This is a genomic window from Streptomyces sp. NPDC040432 (assembly GCF_055595445.1).
Map to the genome: position 1 here is coordinate 60,434 of NZ_JBVIVP010000020.1, position 15,072 is coordinate 75,505.

General features: G+C 72.0%; 9 protein-coding genes. 7 read left to right on the forward strand and 2 right to left on the reverse strand.

Annotated elements, in window-relative coordinates; genetic code table 11:
- Positions 1 to 91: 91 nt before the first annotated feature.
- Positions 92 to 1,597 carry a GTPase HflX gene (gene hflX, locus ACZ58N_RS30180; RefSeq protein ID WP_471166158.1) on the forward strand — a complete coding sequence of 502 codons (1,506 nt, stop codon included), beginning with the start codon at positions 92 to 94 and terminating at the stop codon, positions 1,595 to 1,597.
- A gap of 211 nt (positions 1,598 to 1,808) precedes the next feature.
- On the opposite strand, the gene ACZ58N_RS30185 is transcribed toward hflX, so the two are convergent.
- Positions 1,809 to 2,984, reverse strand: a complete 1,176-nt coding sequence (locus ACZ58N_RS30185) for a trypsin-like serine peptidase (protein WP_471166161.1) — start codon at positions 2,982 to 2,984, stop codon at positions 1,809 to 1,811.
- A 308-nt stretch (positions 2,985 to 3,292) separates the two neighbouring features.
- Here ACZ58N_RS30185 and ACZ58N_RS30190 point away from each other — a divergent pair, with 308 nt between their 5' ends.
- From ACZ58N_RS30190 to ACZ58N_RS30210, 5 genes are all read left to right on the forward strand, one after another.
- Positions 3,293 to 4,648 (forward strand): diaminobutyrate--2-oxoglutarate transaminase family protein, encoded by a 1,356-nt coding sequence (locus tag ACZ58N_RS30190; protein WP_471166163.1) that lies wholly within the window; start codon positions 3,293 to 3,295, stop codon positions 4,646 to 4,648.
- Positions 4,649 to 6,441: 1,793 nt separating this feature from the next.
- Positions 6,442 to 8,349, forward strand: coding sequence for an IucA/IucC family protein (locus ACZ58N_RS30195; RefSeq protein WP_471166320.1), 1,908 nt, complete (start codon positions 6,442 to 6,444; stop codon positions 8,347 to 8,349).
- A 26-nt stretch (positions 8,350 to 8,375) separates the two neighbouring features.
- Positions 8,376 to 9,056: a GNAT family N-acetyltransferase gene (locus ACZ58N_RS30200; protein WP_471166166.1), complete on the forward strand. Its 681-nt coding sequence runs from the start codon at positions 8,376 to 8,378 to the stop codon at positions 9,054 to 9,056.
- Between the two features lie 74 nt (positions 9,057 to 9,130).
- The gene (locus ACZ58N_RS30205) at positions 9,131 to 10,987 is read left to right on the forward strand and encodes an IucA/IucC family protein (protein WP_471166169.1); all 1,857 of its coding nucleotides are present in this window, start codon (positions 9,131 to 9,133) and stop codon (positions 10,985 to 10,987) included.
- A 52-nt stretch (positions 10,988 to 11,039) separates the two neighbouring features.
- A complete protein-coding gene (locus tag ACZ58N_RS30210; RefSeq protein WP_471166172.1) occupies positions 11,040 to 13,010 on the forward strand; it encodes an ATP-dependent DNA helicase in 1,971 nt (656 codons plus the stop codon).
- 164 nt (positions 13,011 to 13,174) lie between these two features.
- On the opposite strand, the gene lexA is transcribed toward ACZ58N_RS30210, so the two are convergent.
- Positions 13,175 to 13,966: a transcriptional repressor LexA gene (lexA, locus tag ACZ58N_RS30215; protein ID WP_281204865.1), complete on the reverse strand. Its 792-nt coding sequence runs from the start codon at positions 13,964 to 13,966 to the stop codon at positions 13,175 to 13,177.
- Positions 13,967 to 14,555: 589 nt separating this feature from the next.
- On the opposite strand from lexA, the gene nrdR reads away from it, so the two are divergent.
- Positions 14,556 to 15,068 carry a transcriptional regulator NrdR gene (nrdR, locus tag ACZ58N_RS30220; RefSeq protein ID WP_471166176.1) on the forward strand — a complete coding sequence of 171 codons (513 nt, stop codon included), beginning with the start codon at positions 14,556 to 14,558 and terminating at the stop codon, positions 15,066 to 15,068.
- The last annotated feature ends 4 nt before the right edge of the window (positions 15,069 to 15,072 follow it).

The window sequence follows — 15,072 nt, forward strand, 5'->3', positions numbered from 1 at the left end:
TTGGCCATAGCCGGCCGGGCCCCGCCGGACAGGCCCGGCAACGGCTCCCACCGCGGCCGGCGCGACGCATTCGAATCGACGTAAGGATCCAATGACCTCCTCTTCTTCCCCTTCCCAGGACCCGCAGGACCCGCAGAACGTGCGGGACCCGCAGAGCTTCACCGAGAGCCTTCGGGCCGATGCCCTGATGGAAGAGGACGTCGCCTGGAGCCACGAGATCGACGGAGAGCGGGACGGCGACCAGTTCGACCGCTCCGAGCGCGCGGCCCTGCGTCGCGTCGCGGGCCTCTCCACCGAACTTGAGGACGTCACCGAAGTCGAGTACCGCCAGCTCCGCCTGGAGCGCGTGGTCCTCGTCGGCGTCTGGACCTCCGGGACGGTGCAGGACGCGGAGAACTCCCTCGCGGAGCTCGCCGCCCTCGCCGAGACCGCGGGCGCCCTCGTCCTCGACGGCGTGATGCAGCGCCGCGACAAGCCCGACCCGGCCACCTTCATCGGCTCCGGCAAGGCCCGCGAACTGCGCGACATCGTCATGGAGAGCGGGGCCGACACCGTCGTCTGCGACGGCGAGCTCAGCCCCGGACAGCTGATCGCCCTCGAAGACGTCGTCAAGGTCAAGGTCGTCGACCGGACCGCCCTGATCCTCGACATCTTCGCCCAGCACGCCAAGTCCCGAGAGGGCAAGGCGCAGGTCGCACTCGCGCAGATGCAGTACATGCTGCCGCGACTGCGCGGCTGGGGTCAGTCGCTGTCCCGGCAGATGGGTGGCGGCGGCGGTGGCGGCATGGCCACCCGCGGCCCCGGTGAAACCAAGATCGAGACCGACCGGCGCCGCATCCGCGAGAAGATGGCGAAGATGCGCCGGGAACTCGCCGAGATGAAGACCGGCCGTGACATCCAGCGGCAGGAACGGCGCCGCAACAAGGTGCCCTCGGTCGCCATCGCCGGCTACACCAACGCGGGCAAGTCCTCACTGCTCAACCGCCTCACGGGCGCGGGCGTCCTGGTGGAGAACGCGCTGTTCGCCACCCTCGACCCGACCGTGCGCCGCGCCGAAACCCCGTCCGGCCGGGTCTACACCCTCGCCGACACGGTCGGCTTCGTCCGGCACCTGCCCCACCACCTCGTCGAGGCGTTCCGCTCCACGATGGAGGAGGTCGGCGACTCCGACCTCATCCTGCACATCGTGGACGGCTCGCACCCGGCGCCGGAGGAGCAGCTGGCGGCCGTCCGCGAGGTGATCCGCGAGGTCGGCGCCGTCAACGTGCCCGAGATCGTCGTGATCAACAAGGCGGACGCGGCGGACCCGCTCGTCCTGCAGCGCCTGCTGCGCATCGAGCGGCACTCCATCGCCGTCTCGGCCCGCACCGGCATGGGCATCGAGGAACTCCTCGCGCTCATCGACGCCGAACTGCCCCGGCCCGAGGTCGAGGTGGAGGCCCTGGTGCCGTACACCCGAGGTTCGCTCGTCGCCAAGGCGCACGCCGAGGGCGAGGTCATCTCCGAGGAGCACACCCCGGAGGGCACCCTGCTCAAGGCCCGCGTCCACCAGCAACTGGCGGCGGAGCTCGCGCCGTACGTACCGGCGAAGCAGTAACGGCAACGCGGCACGCGCCGCACGCATGACGGAGGGCCCCCGCTTTCGGCGGGGGCCCTCCGTCATGTCGGCCGCGGGCCCCGTGCCCCACGTCCGTCGGGCGCGTGTCCCGCTCACGTCGTTCGTGGGCAGGTGACCCACGTCCGCTTTCCCTGTGCGCGCGTCACACGCCCGTGGTCCGGGCCGGTGGTGACCGGCCCGGCGGACCGTCCTACTTGAACTTGCCGCTCACCGCGTCGAAGATCCCCTTGGCCTCCGGCCCCAGCCGCGGTCCCGCCAGCCAGCCGGCCTTCGCCGGACCGATCGAGGTGTTCGACACCAGCGCCGGCTTGCCGTCCGCGCCCGCGGCGATCCAGCCGCCGCCCGAGGAACCACCCGTCATCGTGCAGCCGATCCGGTACATCACCGGCTCCGCCGCCTTCAACGTCAGACGCCCCGGCTTGTCCGCGCACTGGTACGCCTTCTGCCCGTCGAACGGGGCCGCAGCCGGGTAACCCGTCGCCGTGATGCTCGCGACCTTCCCCACCGCGGGAGCCGCGAAGTCCACCGGAAGCGCCGCGCCGACGGTCTCCTCCAAGGACTTGCCGCTGCCCTTCTCCGGCGTCACGTGCAGCACCGCGAAGTCGTACGGAGCACCCGCACCGCCCGTCGGACCACCCGTGGCGATCCACTGGTCGGACGTCTGCGCCCAGTCGCTCCACCACACGCCGTACGGAGCCACCTGCTCGCGCGGCGCGCCCTTCAGCGCCGCGGACGGCTTGCCCGCGTTGTTGTACGACGGAACGAAGGCGATGTTGCGGTACCAGCCGCCCGCCTTGCCCGCGTGCACGCAGTGGCCCGCCGTCCAGACCATGTTGGACTTGCCCGGGTGGGCGGGGTCCTTCACCACGGTCGCCGAGCAGACCATCGAACCCTCGGGACCGTCGAAGAAGACCTTGCCCGACGCGGGAACGCTGGAGTGGTACGGAGTCGCGGCGGGCTTCGCCGTCACCGCGGCGGGGGTCGGGTCGGTGACGCCCTGGTCCTTGCCGGCGTCCGGATCCACGGCCGGACGCTGCGGCTGCTCCGCGTCACGCATCCGGTCCGGGTCCCACAGACCCTCGATGATCGGGTTGATGTAGTCGCCCGCCTCGCGGAGCCAGTCGTCCTTCTGCCAGTTCTTCCACTCGCCCCCCTTCCACTTCTCCAGGTCGAAGCCGTGCTGCTTGAGCTTGTCCTTGAGCTCGTCCGGGATCTTGATCCCGTCCGGGGCGCCGGAAGGCAGGTTCACAGCCACGGTCGGCTTGGCGTCGCCGCCGGCCTCCCCGTCGCCGGGTCCGCAGGCCGCGGCGGTCAGCGCGAGCGCGGCCACGCACAGGATCGCGGTGACCGGTCGGTTCGGTCGCATGTCGTCAGTCCCCCTGGTGTTTCGAGGTATTGAAGCGGAATGAATCGGGGTGCCGTGCAGCCCCCCACTATGCCGCCGCCTCTGAGGACGGCGGTCCCCGGGTCCGCGGTTCCTGCGGCTCCGGTCCGTCATGGGCCTCCCCTCCTCCCGTTCGCGGTCCCCGGTCTTGTCCGATCGCGGCCAAGGATCTTCGGGCCACCCGTGATCCGTGGCCTCCCCCGTCGTTGGTACGTACGGGGGATGGTGCACCAGCGTTCATGTTCGAGACGCAATCCGGAAGGGAATTCCGTGCGGGAGGACCGACAGTCGTGGCCTTGACCGAGCCGGCCGCAGCAGCGGCCTCCGTGCCGACCCAGGGGAGCCGGGGCCCGGCCCTTGCGGAGGGCATCCTCCGCAGACAGGCGCTGCGGGAATCCGCCGCCCGCACCTACGCCCGCTCCCTGCCCATCGTTCCCGTCCGCGCCCGCGGGCTGACCATCGAGGGCGCCGACGGTCGGCGCTACCTCGACTGCCTCTCCGGTGCGGGCACCCTCGCCCTCGGGCACAACCACCCCGTCGTCCTCGAAGCGATCAGAGGAGTCCTCGACTCCGGGGCACCGCTGCACGTCCTCGACCTGGCGACCCCCGTCAAGGACGCGTTCACCACCGAACTCTTCGCGAACCTGCCGCCCGAACTGGCGGCCGACGCCCGCATCCAGTTCTGCGGACCCGCCGGTACGGACGCCGTCGAAGCCGCACTGAAACTGGTCCGCGCCGCCACCGGACGCACCGGCCTGCTCACCTTCACCGGCGCCTACCACGGCATGACGGCCGGAGCCCTGGACGCCTCCGGGCACGCCACCGACGTACGGGTGACCCGACTGCCCTACCCGCAGGACTACCGCTGCCCCTTCGGCGTCGGTGGACCAGAAGGCGCACGGATCGCCGCGCACTGGACCGAGAACCTGCTGGACGACCCCAAGGGCGGGGTACCCGCCCCCGCCGGCATGATCGTGGAGCCGGTCCAGGGGGAGGGCGGGGTCCACCCGGCCCCCGACGGCTGGCTGCGCCGCATGCGGGAGATCACCACAGCCCGGGGCATCCCGCTGATCGCGGACGAGGTCCAGACCGGGGTCGGTCGCACCGGCGCCTTCTGGGGCGTCGACCACGCCGGCATCGTCCCCGACGTGATGGTCCTGTCCAAGGCCATCGGCGGGAGCCTGCCGCTGGCCGTCATCGTCTACCGGGCCGAACTGGACGTCTGGGCGCCGGGCGCGCACGCCGGGACGTTCCGGGGCAACCAACTCGCCATGGCCGCCGGAACCGCGACCCTGGCCCACGTCCGCCGCAACGGCCTCGCCGAACGCGCGGCCGTCCTCGGCGCACGGATGCTGGCCGCGCTGCGCGGCCTCGCCGCCGACCACTCCTGCGTCGGGGACGTCCGCGGGCGCGGCCTGATGATCGGCATCGAACTCGTCGACCCCGAAACGGGCGCCGCCGCACCCGACCTCGCCGCCGCCGTGCGCCAGGCGTGCCTGGACCGCGGCCTGATCGTCGAACTCGGCGGCCGGCACTCCAGCGTCGTCCGCCTGCTGCCCCCGCTGACCCTGACCGACGAGCAGGCGGCGGCCGTCCTGGACCGGCTCGCGGACGCAGTCCCCGCCGCGGCCCGCCGCCCCCACTGACCCGCACGCGAAGGACCCCGACGATGCCCGACCCGTTCCCCACCCCAGTCCCCGGCGGCGACGCCCCCTCCCTCCCGCTCGGGCCCACCACCGCCCCTGCGCTGCGTCTTACCGCCCCTGCGCTGCGGCCGGACCCCGTGCGGCGGCCGGACCCTGCGGGGAAGACGGACCCGGTACTGCGGCCGGAGCCTGCGGGGCCCGCTGCCGGGTCGGTGGCCGCCGTGCCGACGGCGCCTCGCACCCCGCTCGTCGAGCCCGCCGGGTCCCGTACCAGCGGGCTCGACGACGTGCCGTCTTCCGGGGCCCTGGCCTCCTGGGCGGTGGAACCGGTCGCCTGCCCGGCGCCGACCGTCCCCGTCCGGGCTGCCGCGTCACCGGGCGAGGGCGTCCAGCCGTCCGCCGGTCTTCCTTCCTCCGGAGCCCTGTCGTTCTGGGCGGGGGAGCCCCAGCCTTCCCCCACGTCGTCGGTGGCCGCCCAGGAGCCACCCGCACCTGCAAGGGGCGGCAACCGCCCGTCCCCCGCCACTTCGGCTTCCGGTGCCGGGCTGCTCCCGGCGACGGAGCTGCTCCCCGGTCCGGTGCTGTCCGCTGCGACCGGGACGCCTCAGGACGGGACCCCGTCGGGCGGGAGGGCCTGGTCCCGCCCCGCCGCGCCCCACCCGGCCCCGCCCCACCCGGAATCCGGACCCTCGGTGCCCGCCACCGGGACCGCCGGTACTCCCTCGGCCGGAACCCCTTGGACCCTGCCGGCCCCGCAACCTCCGACGTTCCTGATCGGAGCGGACGAGGTGCCACCGCACGAGACCGCCGCCCGCCCGGCAGTACCCGATGCGGCTCCGCACCCCGAGTGTCGACGGGCCGGGGACGTCCCGTCCCGGCAGTCCGTGCAGGCAGCCCGGACCGCCCCGGGCAGGGAGGCAGCCCGGGACACGGAGGACGCCCGGGCCTCCTCGGCCGTGGAGGAAACGCGAGCCGCCCATGCCGCACCGGACGACCCGGCGGCACCGGACGACCCGGCCGCACCGGACGCCCCGCCCGGCCCGGATGAGCTCGACCGCCAGGATGTGCAGGATGGGCAGGCGGCCCGAGCGGTGGGGGCACCCCTGGACGCCGAAGCAGCCCGAGCGGTGAGGGCCGTACTGGACGACCAGGGCGAGCCGGTCGCCGGAACGCCACCCGCATTCCCCGTCCCCCCGGCAGAGCCGGCTGCCGCAGAGCCGGCTGCCGTTCGCGAGCCCGCCCTGCCGCGTGGCCTGCCCACCCCACCCGCCCTCGCAGAGGAGCCCGCACTCGTGGTCGCGACCACCTCCGACGTGGAGCCCGTTCCCCCGGGGGCGGTCCTTCCTGCCCCCGAGCCGCAAGCTCCGCCGGAATCGGCCTCCGACCCGGAGCGGCACGCCGTCTCCGAGTCGGCCTCCAGCCCGGAACCGCACACGGTGACGCGGCATGCCCTCACCCCGCAGCTCCGTCACGGCGAAGCGCCTGCCGTGCCGCCAGTGGCCCTCACCCGCATGCCGCTCGTCTCAGCGGCCAACACCCCCATGGCGCCGCCCGCTTTCGCGGATGCGGCCACCCCCGCGGCAGAGCCCGCCCGTGCCGCAGCGCCCGCCTCCGGCGAGGCGCCCGCCCGTCAGCCCGCCGCCCCCGCCGCGGAGCTCCCCTCCGTCATGCCGTCCTCCGCCCCCGCGAGGCAGCCCGCCCCCGCGACGCAGCCCGCCTCCGGCGGCGAAGCGCCCGCAGCCTCGGCAGCCGTCACTGGCTCCGCCCCCGCAGTGCCACCGGCTGCCAAGAACATGGCCACCCCCTCCACCCCGTTCACTCCCAACCCCAACCCCGTCCCCGGCGAGGCCCGCATTCCCGGGGGCGGAGCGGAGCCGGTGCGCGCGGTGGGGGTGCCGCGGCAGATGGAAGGGGTGCTTCGGGATCGGGTGGGTGATGTCGGGCCGGTGTTGTCCGACCCGGCGGGGTCGCCCGACCTGCTGGACCACACCGACCCGGCCGTCGCCGCCGATGCCGCCACGGTGGAGAACCTGCTGCGGTGCTGGGTCCGTGAGAGCGGCATCGGCCGTCCCGACGGGCCCCCCGGAAGCTTGCTCCGGGTCCCCCTCCCCGCATCAGGCGCCACCCTGCTCGTTCCCGTCCGGTACTGGTCCCGGGCAGGCTGGCACCGTTTTGCACCCGCCCGGATCGAAGGCGCCCCCGCCACGGCTCCCGCCCTGGACGCAGTCACCCTCGCCGCCCTGATCGCCCGTGAGGGCAACGGCCGCGCAGGTGTCGACCTCGTGGGCCGTGTCGCGGACTCGGTGCGGCGCACGGCCGAGTTCATCGCCGATCGGCGCCGCCGGCCCACGGCCCCCGCCCCCATCGACACGGACCGCTTCCTCACCGCCGAGCAGTCGCTCCTGCTCGGTCACCCCCTCCAACCGGACCCCAAGAGCCGCGAAGGCCTTTCCGAGGCCGACGTACGGCGCTACTCACCCGAACTCCACGGCTCCTTCCCCCTGCACTGGTTCGCGGTCGCGCCGGCCGCCCTCGCCACCGACTCCGCCTGGACCGAACGAGGCCGTCCCGTTTCCGCCCCCCAACTCCTCGCCCGCCTCGCCCCGGGCCTCCCGCTTCCCGTCGGCACCACCGCGCTCCCGCTGCACCCCTGGCAGGCCCACGACCTCCTCCAGCGCCCTGCTGTCGCCGCCCTGCGCGACGCCGGGCTCCTCACCCATCTTGGTCCGCACGGCGCACCCTGGTACCCCACCTCCTCCGTCCGTACCGTCCACCGCCCCGGCAGCGCCGCGATGCTCAAGCTCTCCTTGGGCCTGCGCATCACCAACTCCCGCCGCGAGAACCTCCGCAAGGAACTCCACCGCGGTGTCGAGGTCCACCGGCTGCTCCGCACGGGCCTCGCCGAGCAGTGGCAGGCAGCCCACCCCGGATTCGACATCGTCCGTGACCCCGCCTGGGTCGCCGTCAACGCCCTGGACGGCTCTCCCGTCCAAGGACTTGACGCCCTCCTGCGCCACAACCCCTTCCGCCCCGACGACGACGCCGTCTGCATCGCCGCACTCACCGCCCCCCGTCCCTGGCCGGGCCGGACCACCATGCGGTCCCGGCTCGCCGACATCGTCCTTCGTCTCGCCGCCACCACCGGACGGTCCACCTCGGCCGCGTCCACGGAGTGGTTCCTGCGCTACCTCGACCACGTCGTCCTGCCGATCCTCGCCTTCGACGCACTCGCCGGGATCGCCCTCGAAGCGCACCAGCAGAACACTCTGGTGATCCTCGACCCGGCCGGCTGGCCCATGGGCGGTCGCTTCCGTGACAACCAGGGCTACTACTTCCGGGACTCCCGCCGCACGGAGCTGGAACATCGACTCCCCGGCATCGGCAGCACCAGCGACACCTTCGTTCCCGACGCCGTCACCGACGAACGCTTCGCCTACTACCTCGGCATCAACAACGTGCTCGGCCTCATCGGTGCCTTCGGCGCCCAAGGGCTGGCCGACGAACGCGTGCTCCTCGCCGCGTTCCGCCGATTCCTCGGCAAGGCCGCACACCTCGGCCCGCTGCCCGCACAACTGCTGGACTCACCCACCCTCCGCTGCAAGGCGAACCTGCTCACCCGCCTCGGTGGCCTCGACGAGCTGGTGGGCCCCGTGGAGACCCAGTCCGTCTACGTCACCATCACCAACCCCCTCCACAACTGACGCGCCCACTGACCCGGAAAGAGCCGATGCCCTCCACCGACGCCCCCACCGGTTCCCTGTCCTTCGCCGTACCGGCCCCCTCGCCGGCTCCCGAACGCCGGCTCGCCGTCGAACTGCTGCCTCTGCTCGCCGAGGCCGACCTGCTCGACTCCCCGGCCGGATGGGGTGCGGCAGCCACCCCGGTCGGTGCCTTCCGCCTGGAAACCGTGCGCCCGGAAAGGGACCTGGAACTCCTCACACGCTGGATGAACGACCCTGAGGTGGCGGCCTACTGGGACCTCGCCGGACCCGCCGACGTGACTGCCGCCCACCTGCGCGCCCAACTCGACGGAGACGGCCACAGCACCCCCTGCATCGGCCTCCTCGACGGCACGCCCATGAGCTACTGGGAGATCTACCGAGCCGATCTCGACCCCCTGTCCCAGTACTACGCGGCGCAGCCCCACGACACCGGTCTCCACCTGCTCATCGGAGACGGCACGAACCGCGGCCGTGGCCTGGGTGCCACCTTGCTGCGCGCGGTCGCCGACCTCGTCCTCGACAACCAACCCCGGTGCACGCGCGTCATCGCCGAACCGGACATCACCAACACCCCCTCCGTGTCAGCCTTCCTGACCGCCGGCTTCCGCTACGCCGCGGAAGTCGACCTCCCCGAGAAGCGCGCCGCCCTGATGTTCCGGGAGCGAGGGCTGCGCAACCTCCTCTGAAGGATCCCCAGCAACACCTCTCCCTTCGAAAACTCTGCGCGACGCAGCAAAGTTCCCGATCATCGAGGAGTTCCGTGTCGAATTTTCCCGCCGCCCCGGACTCCATGGAGCCCGCCCTGCCGTCGTCGCCCGAACGCCCCGGCACACCACCGGAACTCAACCGTCCCACCTGGGACTTCGCCGCCCGCCGGCTCCTGGCGAAGATGCTCGGCGAGTTCGCGTACGAGGAGATCGTCAGCCCGGTTCCGACCCCGGCCGCCGCCGGCGACGCATGGACCCTGACGTTGGACGACGGCAGCACCCTCGGCTTCCGCGCCCGCCGCCGCGCCTACGGCAGCTGGCAGGTCGCCCCCGACACCCTCACCCTCACCCCGCCCGCGCCCTCCCCGCAGCCCCCGGTCGCCTTCGGGGACCCGTACGAGTTCCTGGTCCGCGCCCGCGCCCTCCTACGCCTCGACGGCCCCACTCTCGGGCACCTCATCCGCGAGCTCAGCGCCACCCTCGCCGCCGACGCCCGCCTCGATCACCATGCGCTCACCGCCGATGTCCTGGCCGATCTCGAATACGCCGCGCTCGAAGGCCACCAGACCGGCCATCCGTGGCTCGTCCTCAACAAGGGGCGCGTCGGATGGGCCGCCTCGGACGCCGCCGCCTGGGCCCCGGAGGCCCGTACCCCCCAGCGACTCCCGTGGCTCGCGGCCCACACCTCCCTCGCCGAGTACCGCGGTACCGCCGGCCTGGAGGACCCCGCCCGCCTCCACTCGGCCGAACTCGACCCCGTCACCAGAGCCGGCTTCGACCGGGTTCTGCGCGACCGGGGCCTCGACCCGGTCCGCTACCTCTACTTCCCGGTCCACCCGTGGCAATGGGACGAGATCGTGCTCCCCCTCTTCGCCCCCGCCCTCGCCTCCGGAACCCTCGTGCCGCTGCCCGCGGACCCCGACCTGAGACTCCCGCAGCAGTCGATCCGCACCTTCCTGAACCTCACCCGTCCCGACCGGCACAGCGTGAAACTCCCGCTGTCCGTGTTCAACACGATGGTCTGGCGCGGCCTGCCCAGCGATCTCTCCCTCGCGGCCCCGGCCGTCACCGCCTGGATCCACTCGCTCCGCGACGGCGACCCCTTCCTCCGCGACGAGTGCCGCGTGATCCTGCTGGGAGAGGTCGCCTCCGTCACGGTCCGCCACCCGGTCTACGACCGCCTCCCCGAGGTCCCGTACCAGTACAAGGAGCTCCTCGGAGCGATCTGGCGCGAGCCCCTGACCGGCCGACTCGCCCCGGGGGAGCGCGCCCGGACCCTGGCCTCCCTCCTCCACACGGACCTGCGGGGTCGCTCCTTCGCCGCCGAACTCGTCGCCCGTTCCGGCCTGGCTCCCGCGGTCTGGCTGCAACGGCTCTTCGCGACCCTGCTGCCCCCGCTGCTCCACTTCCTGTACCGCTACGGCACCGTGTTCTCCCCGCACGGCGAGAACACGATCGTGATCTTCGACGAGCGGGACGTGCCGGTGCGCCTCGCGGTCAAGGACTTCGTCGACGACATCAACATCAGCCGCACACCGCTCCCCGAACACGCCTCCATGCCGGATGAGGTCCGTGCCGCGTTGCTCACCGAGCCGCCGTCCTACCTCACCCAGTTCATCCACTCCGGGCTGTTCGTCGGCGTCTTCCGCTACCTCTCGGCGATCTGCGAGGACCGGCTCGCCGTACCCGAGCGCGACTTCTGGTCCCTCGTACGGGCGGAAATCCTCCGCCACCAGGCGCGCTTCCCGGAGCAGAAGAACCGCCACGAACAGTTCGACCTGCTCACCGAGCGGATCGACCGGCTCTGCCTCAACCGGAACCGCCTGTACGAGGACGGCTACCGCGACCGCCCGGACCGCCCGCACGCGGTCACGCACGGCACCGTGCCCAACCCCTTGCACCGCCCGTGACGGTCGATCGATGCCACCGCTGTCGGTGGCGCCCCGTAGGGTTGGCAGTGCTATGACGAAGCCCTCCCTCCCCGACCTGCTGCACGCCGCCGTCTCCGCCGTCGGCGGCACGGAGCGCCCCGGCCAGGTGGCCATGGCCGAAGCCGTCGCCGAAGCGATCGACGACAATTCCCACCGGCTGATCCAGGCCGGTACCGGCACCGGCAAATCCCTCGGCTACCTGGTGCCGGCCCTCGCGCACGGCGAACGCGTGGTCGTGGCGACCGCGACCCTGGCCCTCCAGCGTCAGCTCGTCGAGCGTGACCTCCCGCGCACGGTGGAGGCACTGCACCCACAGCTGCGGCGCCGCCCGCAGTTCGCCATGCTCAAGGGCCGGTCCAACTATCTGTGCCTGCACCGCCTCCACGAAGGGGCCCCGCAGGACGAGGAGGAGGGGCTCTTCGACCAGTTCGAGGCAGCCGCCCCCACCAGCAAGCTCGGCCAGGACCTGCTCCGGTTGCGCGACTGGGCGGACGAGACCGAGACCGGCGACCGTGACGACCTCACTCCCGGCGTATCCGACAAGGCATGGGGGCAGATCTCGGTCTCCTCCCGCGAGTGCCTGGGCGCGACGAAGTGCGCCTACGGGGCCGAATGCTTCGCGGAGGCGGCCAGGGAGCGCGCCAAGCTCGCGGACGTGGTCGTCACCAACCACGCGCTGCTCGCGATCGACGCGATCGAAGGAGCGCCGGTCCTGCCGCAGCACGAGGTGCTGATCGTCGACGAGGCCCACGAACTGGTCTCGCGCGTGACGGGCGTGGCCACCGGCGAGCTCACGCCGGGCCAGGTGAACCGGGCCGTCAAGCGGGCCGCCAAGCTCGTCGACGAAAAGACGGCCGACTCCCTCCAGACCGCGTCCGAGTCCTTCGAACGGGTCATGGAGCTGGCGCTGCCCGGCCGCCTGGAGGAGGTCCCCGAAGACCTCGGGTACGCCCTGATGTCACTGCGGGACGCGGCGCGCAACGTGATCTCCGCGATCGGAGCCACCCGCGACAAGTCCGTCCAGGACGAGGACGCCGTGCGCAAGCAGGCGCTGGCAGCGGTGGAGACGGTCCATTCCGTGGCGGAGCGGATCACGGCCGGGTCCGAGTACGACGTCGTCTGGTACGAGCGCCACGACCGGTTCGGCGCCACCCTCCGCGTCGCCCCGCTCTCCGTGTCCGGGCTGCTGCGCGAAAAGCTCTTCGAGGATCGTTCGGTGGTCCTCACCTCGGCCACCCTCAAACTGGGCGGCGACTTCAACGGGATCGCTGCTTCGCTCGGTCTCGCGGCGGAAGGGGTCGAGGGGGAGGACGTTCCGGTCTGGCGGGGTCTGGATGTCGGGTCGCCCTTCGACTATCCGAAGCAGGGCATCCTTTACGTCGCCAAGCACCTTGCCACGCCGGGCCGGGAAGGTACCCGCGGCGACATGATGGACGAGCTCGCCGAACTGATCGAGGCCGCAGGTGGGCGCACTCTGGGCCTCTTCTCCTCCATGAGGGGAGCGAAGGCGGCAGCCGAGGAGCTGCGAGGCCGCCTCGACAACCCGATCCTGCTCCAGGGCGAGGAGACGCTCGGCGAGCTGATCAAGACGTTCGCGGCCGATCCGAAGACCTGCCTGTTCGGGACGCTCTCCCTGTGGCAGGGCGTGGACGTGCCGGGGCCCAGCTGCCAGCTGGTGGTCATGGACCGCATTCCGTTCCCGCGCCCCGACGACCCGCTGATGAGCGCACGGCAGAAGTCGGTCGAGGAACACGGCGGCAACGGATTCATGGCCGTCGCCGCCACGCACGCGGCCCTGCTCATGGCGCAGGGAGCGGGCCGGCTCGTCCGGGCCTCGGGTGACCGTGGCGTGGTCGCCGTGCTGGATCCCCGGTTGGCCACCGCGCGCTACGGGAGCTTCCTGCGGGCCACGCTGCCGGACTTCTGGTACACGACGGACCGCAACCAGGTCCGTCGCTCCCTGTCCGCGATCGACGCCACGGCGCGGGCGAACGACGAATAGGTGCTCATCGGGGCGAGAACAGCCCCGATGCCGGAAGGGGAACCGCCGGCTCCCGACCCGCCGCTTTGGAGCCTCCCGTTTGCCGGACCGCGGAGCGGCTCCGGGCATGCGACAGCTCCGGGACCGGCGCAGTGGGTCCCGGAGCCGACTGGGGGCGGCGGGGGTCAGATCCGACGCAGTACGGCGACGACCTTGCCGAGGATGGTGGCCTCGTCGCCGGGGATGGGCTGGTAGGCGGCGTTGTGGGGGAGAAGCCACACGTGGCCGTCCTCCCGCTTGAAGCGCTTGACGGTGGCTTCCCCGTCGAGCATCGCGGCGACGATGTCGCCGTTCTCCGCGACGGGCTGGCGGCGGACGGTCACCCAGTCGCCGTCACAGATCGCGGCCTCGATCATGGAGTCGCCCACGACCTTGAGGACGAACAGCTCCCCGTCACCCACCAGCTGCCGCGGCAGGGGGAACACGTCCTCGACCGACTCCTCGGCGAGGATCGGACCGCCTGCCGCGATCCGTCCGACCAGGGGAACGTAGGACGCGGCGGGCTTGCCGGTGGTGTCCGTCGGCTGCGAGCTGGGCTGGTCCGATCCGCGCACCTCGTAGGCCCGGGGACGGTGCGGGTCGCGCCGCAGGAAGCCCTTGCGTTCCAGGGCCATCAGTTGGTGCGCCACCGACGAGGTGCTGGACAGGCCGACCGCCTGGCCGATCTCGCGCATCGACGGCGGGTAGCCGCGGCGCTGTACCGAGTCCCGGATGACCTCGATGACCCTCCGCTGCCGGTCCGTGAGCCCGGAACTGTCTGCGCGGATTCCTGGAGGTCGCCCTGGCAGCGACCGTGCGGGGCGTACGGGCTCCGCCTCCGGGTTCACACTTGCGTCGTTCATGGCATGCACCGGCTCAAGTCGGCTCTGGGAGCGGTTCTGGGCAGTGATGATGGCACTGTCTGCGGTGGTGGTCACGTCGGCCCCTCTCGAAATGTTCTCCCTGGCTGGACAACGGTAGTAGCTTTCGAAAGGTTGCGCCAAACACACGTTCGAGTGAAAAATCGAGGATCGTCCACTTGGGTTACTTCGGTGGGTGTATAGCCGGACTGAACGTGCGATCGACCCGCGGTTTCGGTCGACTGCGGCCCTGGGGCGGAAGCCCGGCCGATCGTTACGTTCCGTGACGATCGAGGCGCCTCGTGCGACCTGCTTCGGATGCCCGATCGACAGTCTTTCCGAACGCGGGTTCGGGATCGCGGCCGGTCCTTGCGGTACCTTTTCCGGTGGGGCCGCCGCCGGAGTGTCGACGTCCAGTCTGGCATCCGCGGGCCCCGTCACCGCCCGTCGGGCGCCGCGACACGCGGAGTGGTGAAAATCCATCCCAACCCAAGATCTAGTGGTTGGATGAGCGCCGCCGCCCACAAGTTGTGGTCCCGGGTCGGTCAGGGTCTCCGGCATCGCATATGCTGGTAGCTGCTTCACGAGCCCCCGACAGAGACCTGTCCCTGTCGTTCAGGGGCGGCGTGGGGTGATTCGGTCGTGCCACAAGAAGGGTGAGGGAACCATGCACTGCCCCTTCTGCAGGCACCCCGACAGCCGGGTCGTCGACAGCCGCACCACGGATGACGGAACGTCGATCCGCAGGCGCCGTCAGTGCCCCGACTGCTCCCGTCGATTCACGACGGTGGAGACTGCCTCGCTGATGGTGATCAAGCGCAGCGGGGTCACCGAACCTTTCAGTCGCACCAAGGTCATCTCTGGCGTCCGCAAGGCGTGCCAGGGGCGGCCGGTCACCGAGGACGCCCTCGCCAAGCTCGGCCAGCGGGTCGAGGAGGCGGTGCGCGCCACCGGCAGTGCCGAGTTGACCACCCATGACGTGGGACTGGCCATACTCGGCCCCTTGCAGGAGCTCGACCTCGTCGCATACCTGCGGTTCGCATCCGTTTATCGAGCGTTCGACACCCTTGAGGACTTCGAGGCCGCCATCGCGGAACTCCGCGAACCCCGGCCTCCCCACGAGTGCGAGCCCGGAGGGACCCCTCGGGTCGTCCCCGTGCCCGCCTCCGCCGCCGACTGACCTG

Coding starts and splice junctions, on each gene's coding strand:
- nrdR (WP_471166176.1), top strand. CDS start 14,556: ATGCACTGCCCCTTCTGCAGGCACCCCGACAGCCGGGTCGTCGACAGC.
- ACZ58N_RS30195 (WP_471166320.1), top strand. CDS start 6,442: ATGGCCACCCCCTCCACCCCGTTCACTCCCAACCCCAACCCCGTCCCC.
- ACZ58N_RS30185 (WP_471166161.1), bottom strand. CDS start 2,984: ATGCGACCGAACCGACCGGTCACCGCGATCCTGTGCGTGGCCGCGCTC.
- ACZ58N_RS30210 (WP_471166172.1), top strand. CDS start 11,040: ATGACGAAGCCCTCCCTCCCCGACCTGCTGCACGCCGCCGTCTCCGCC.
- hflX (WP_471166158.1), top strand. CDS start 92: ATGACCTCCTCTTCTTCCCCTTCCCAGGACCCGCAGGACCCGCAGAAC.
- ACZ58N_RS30200 (WP_471166166.1), top strand. CDS start 8,376: ATGCCCTCCACCGACGCCCCCACCGGTTCCCTGTCCTTCGCCGTACCG.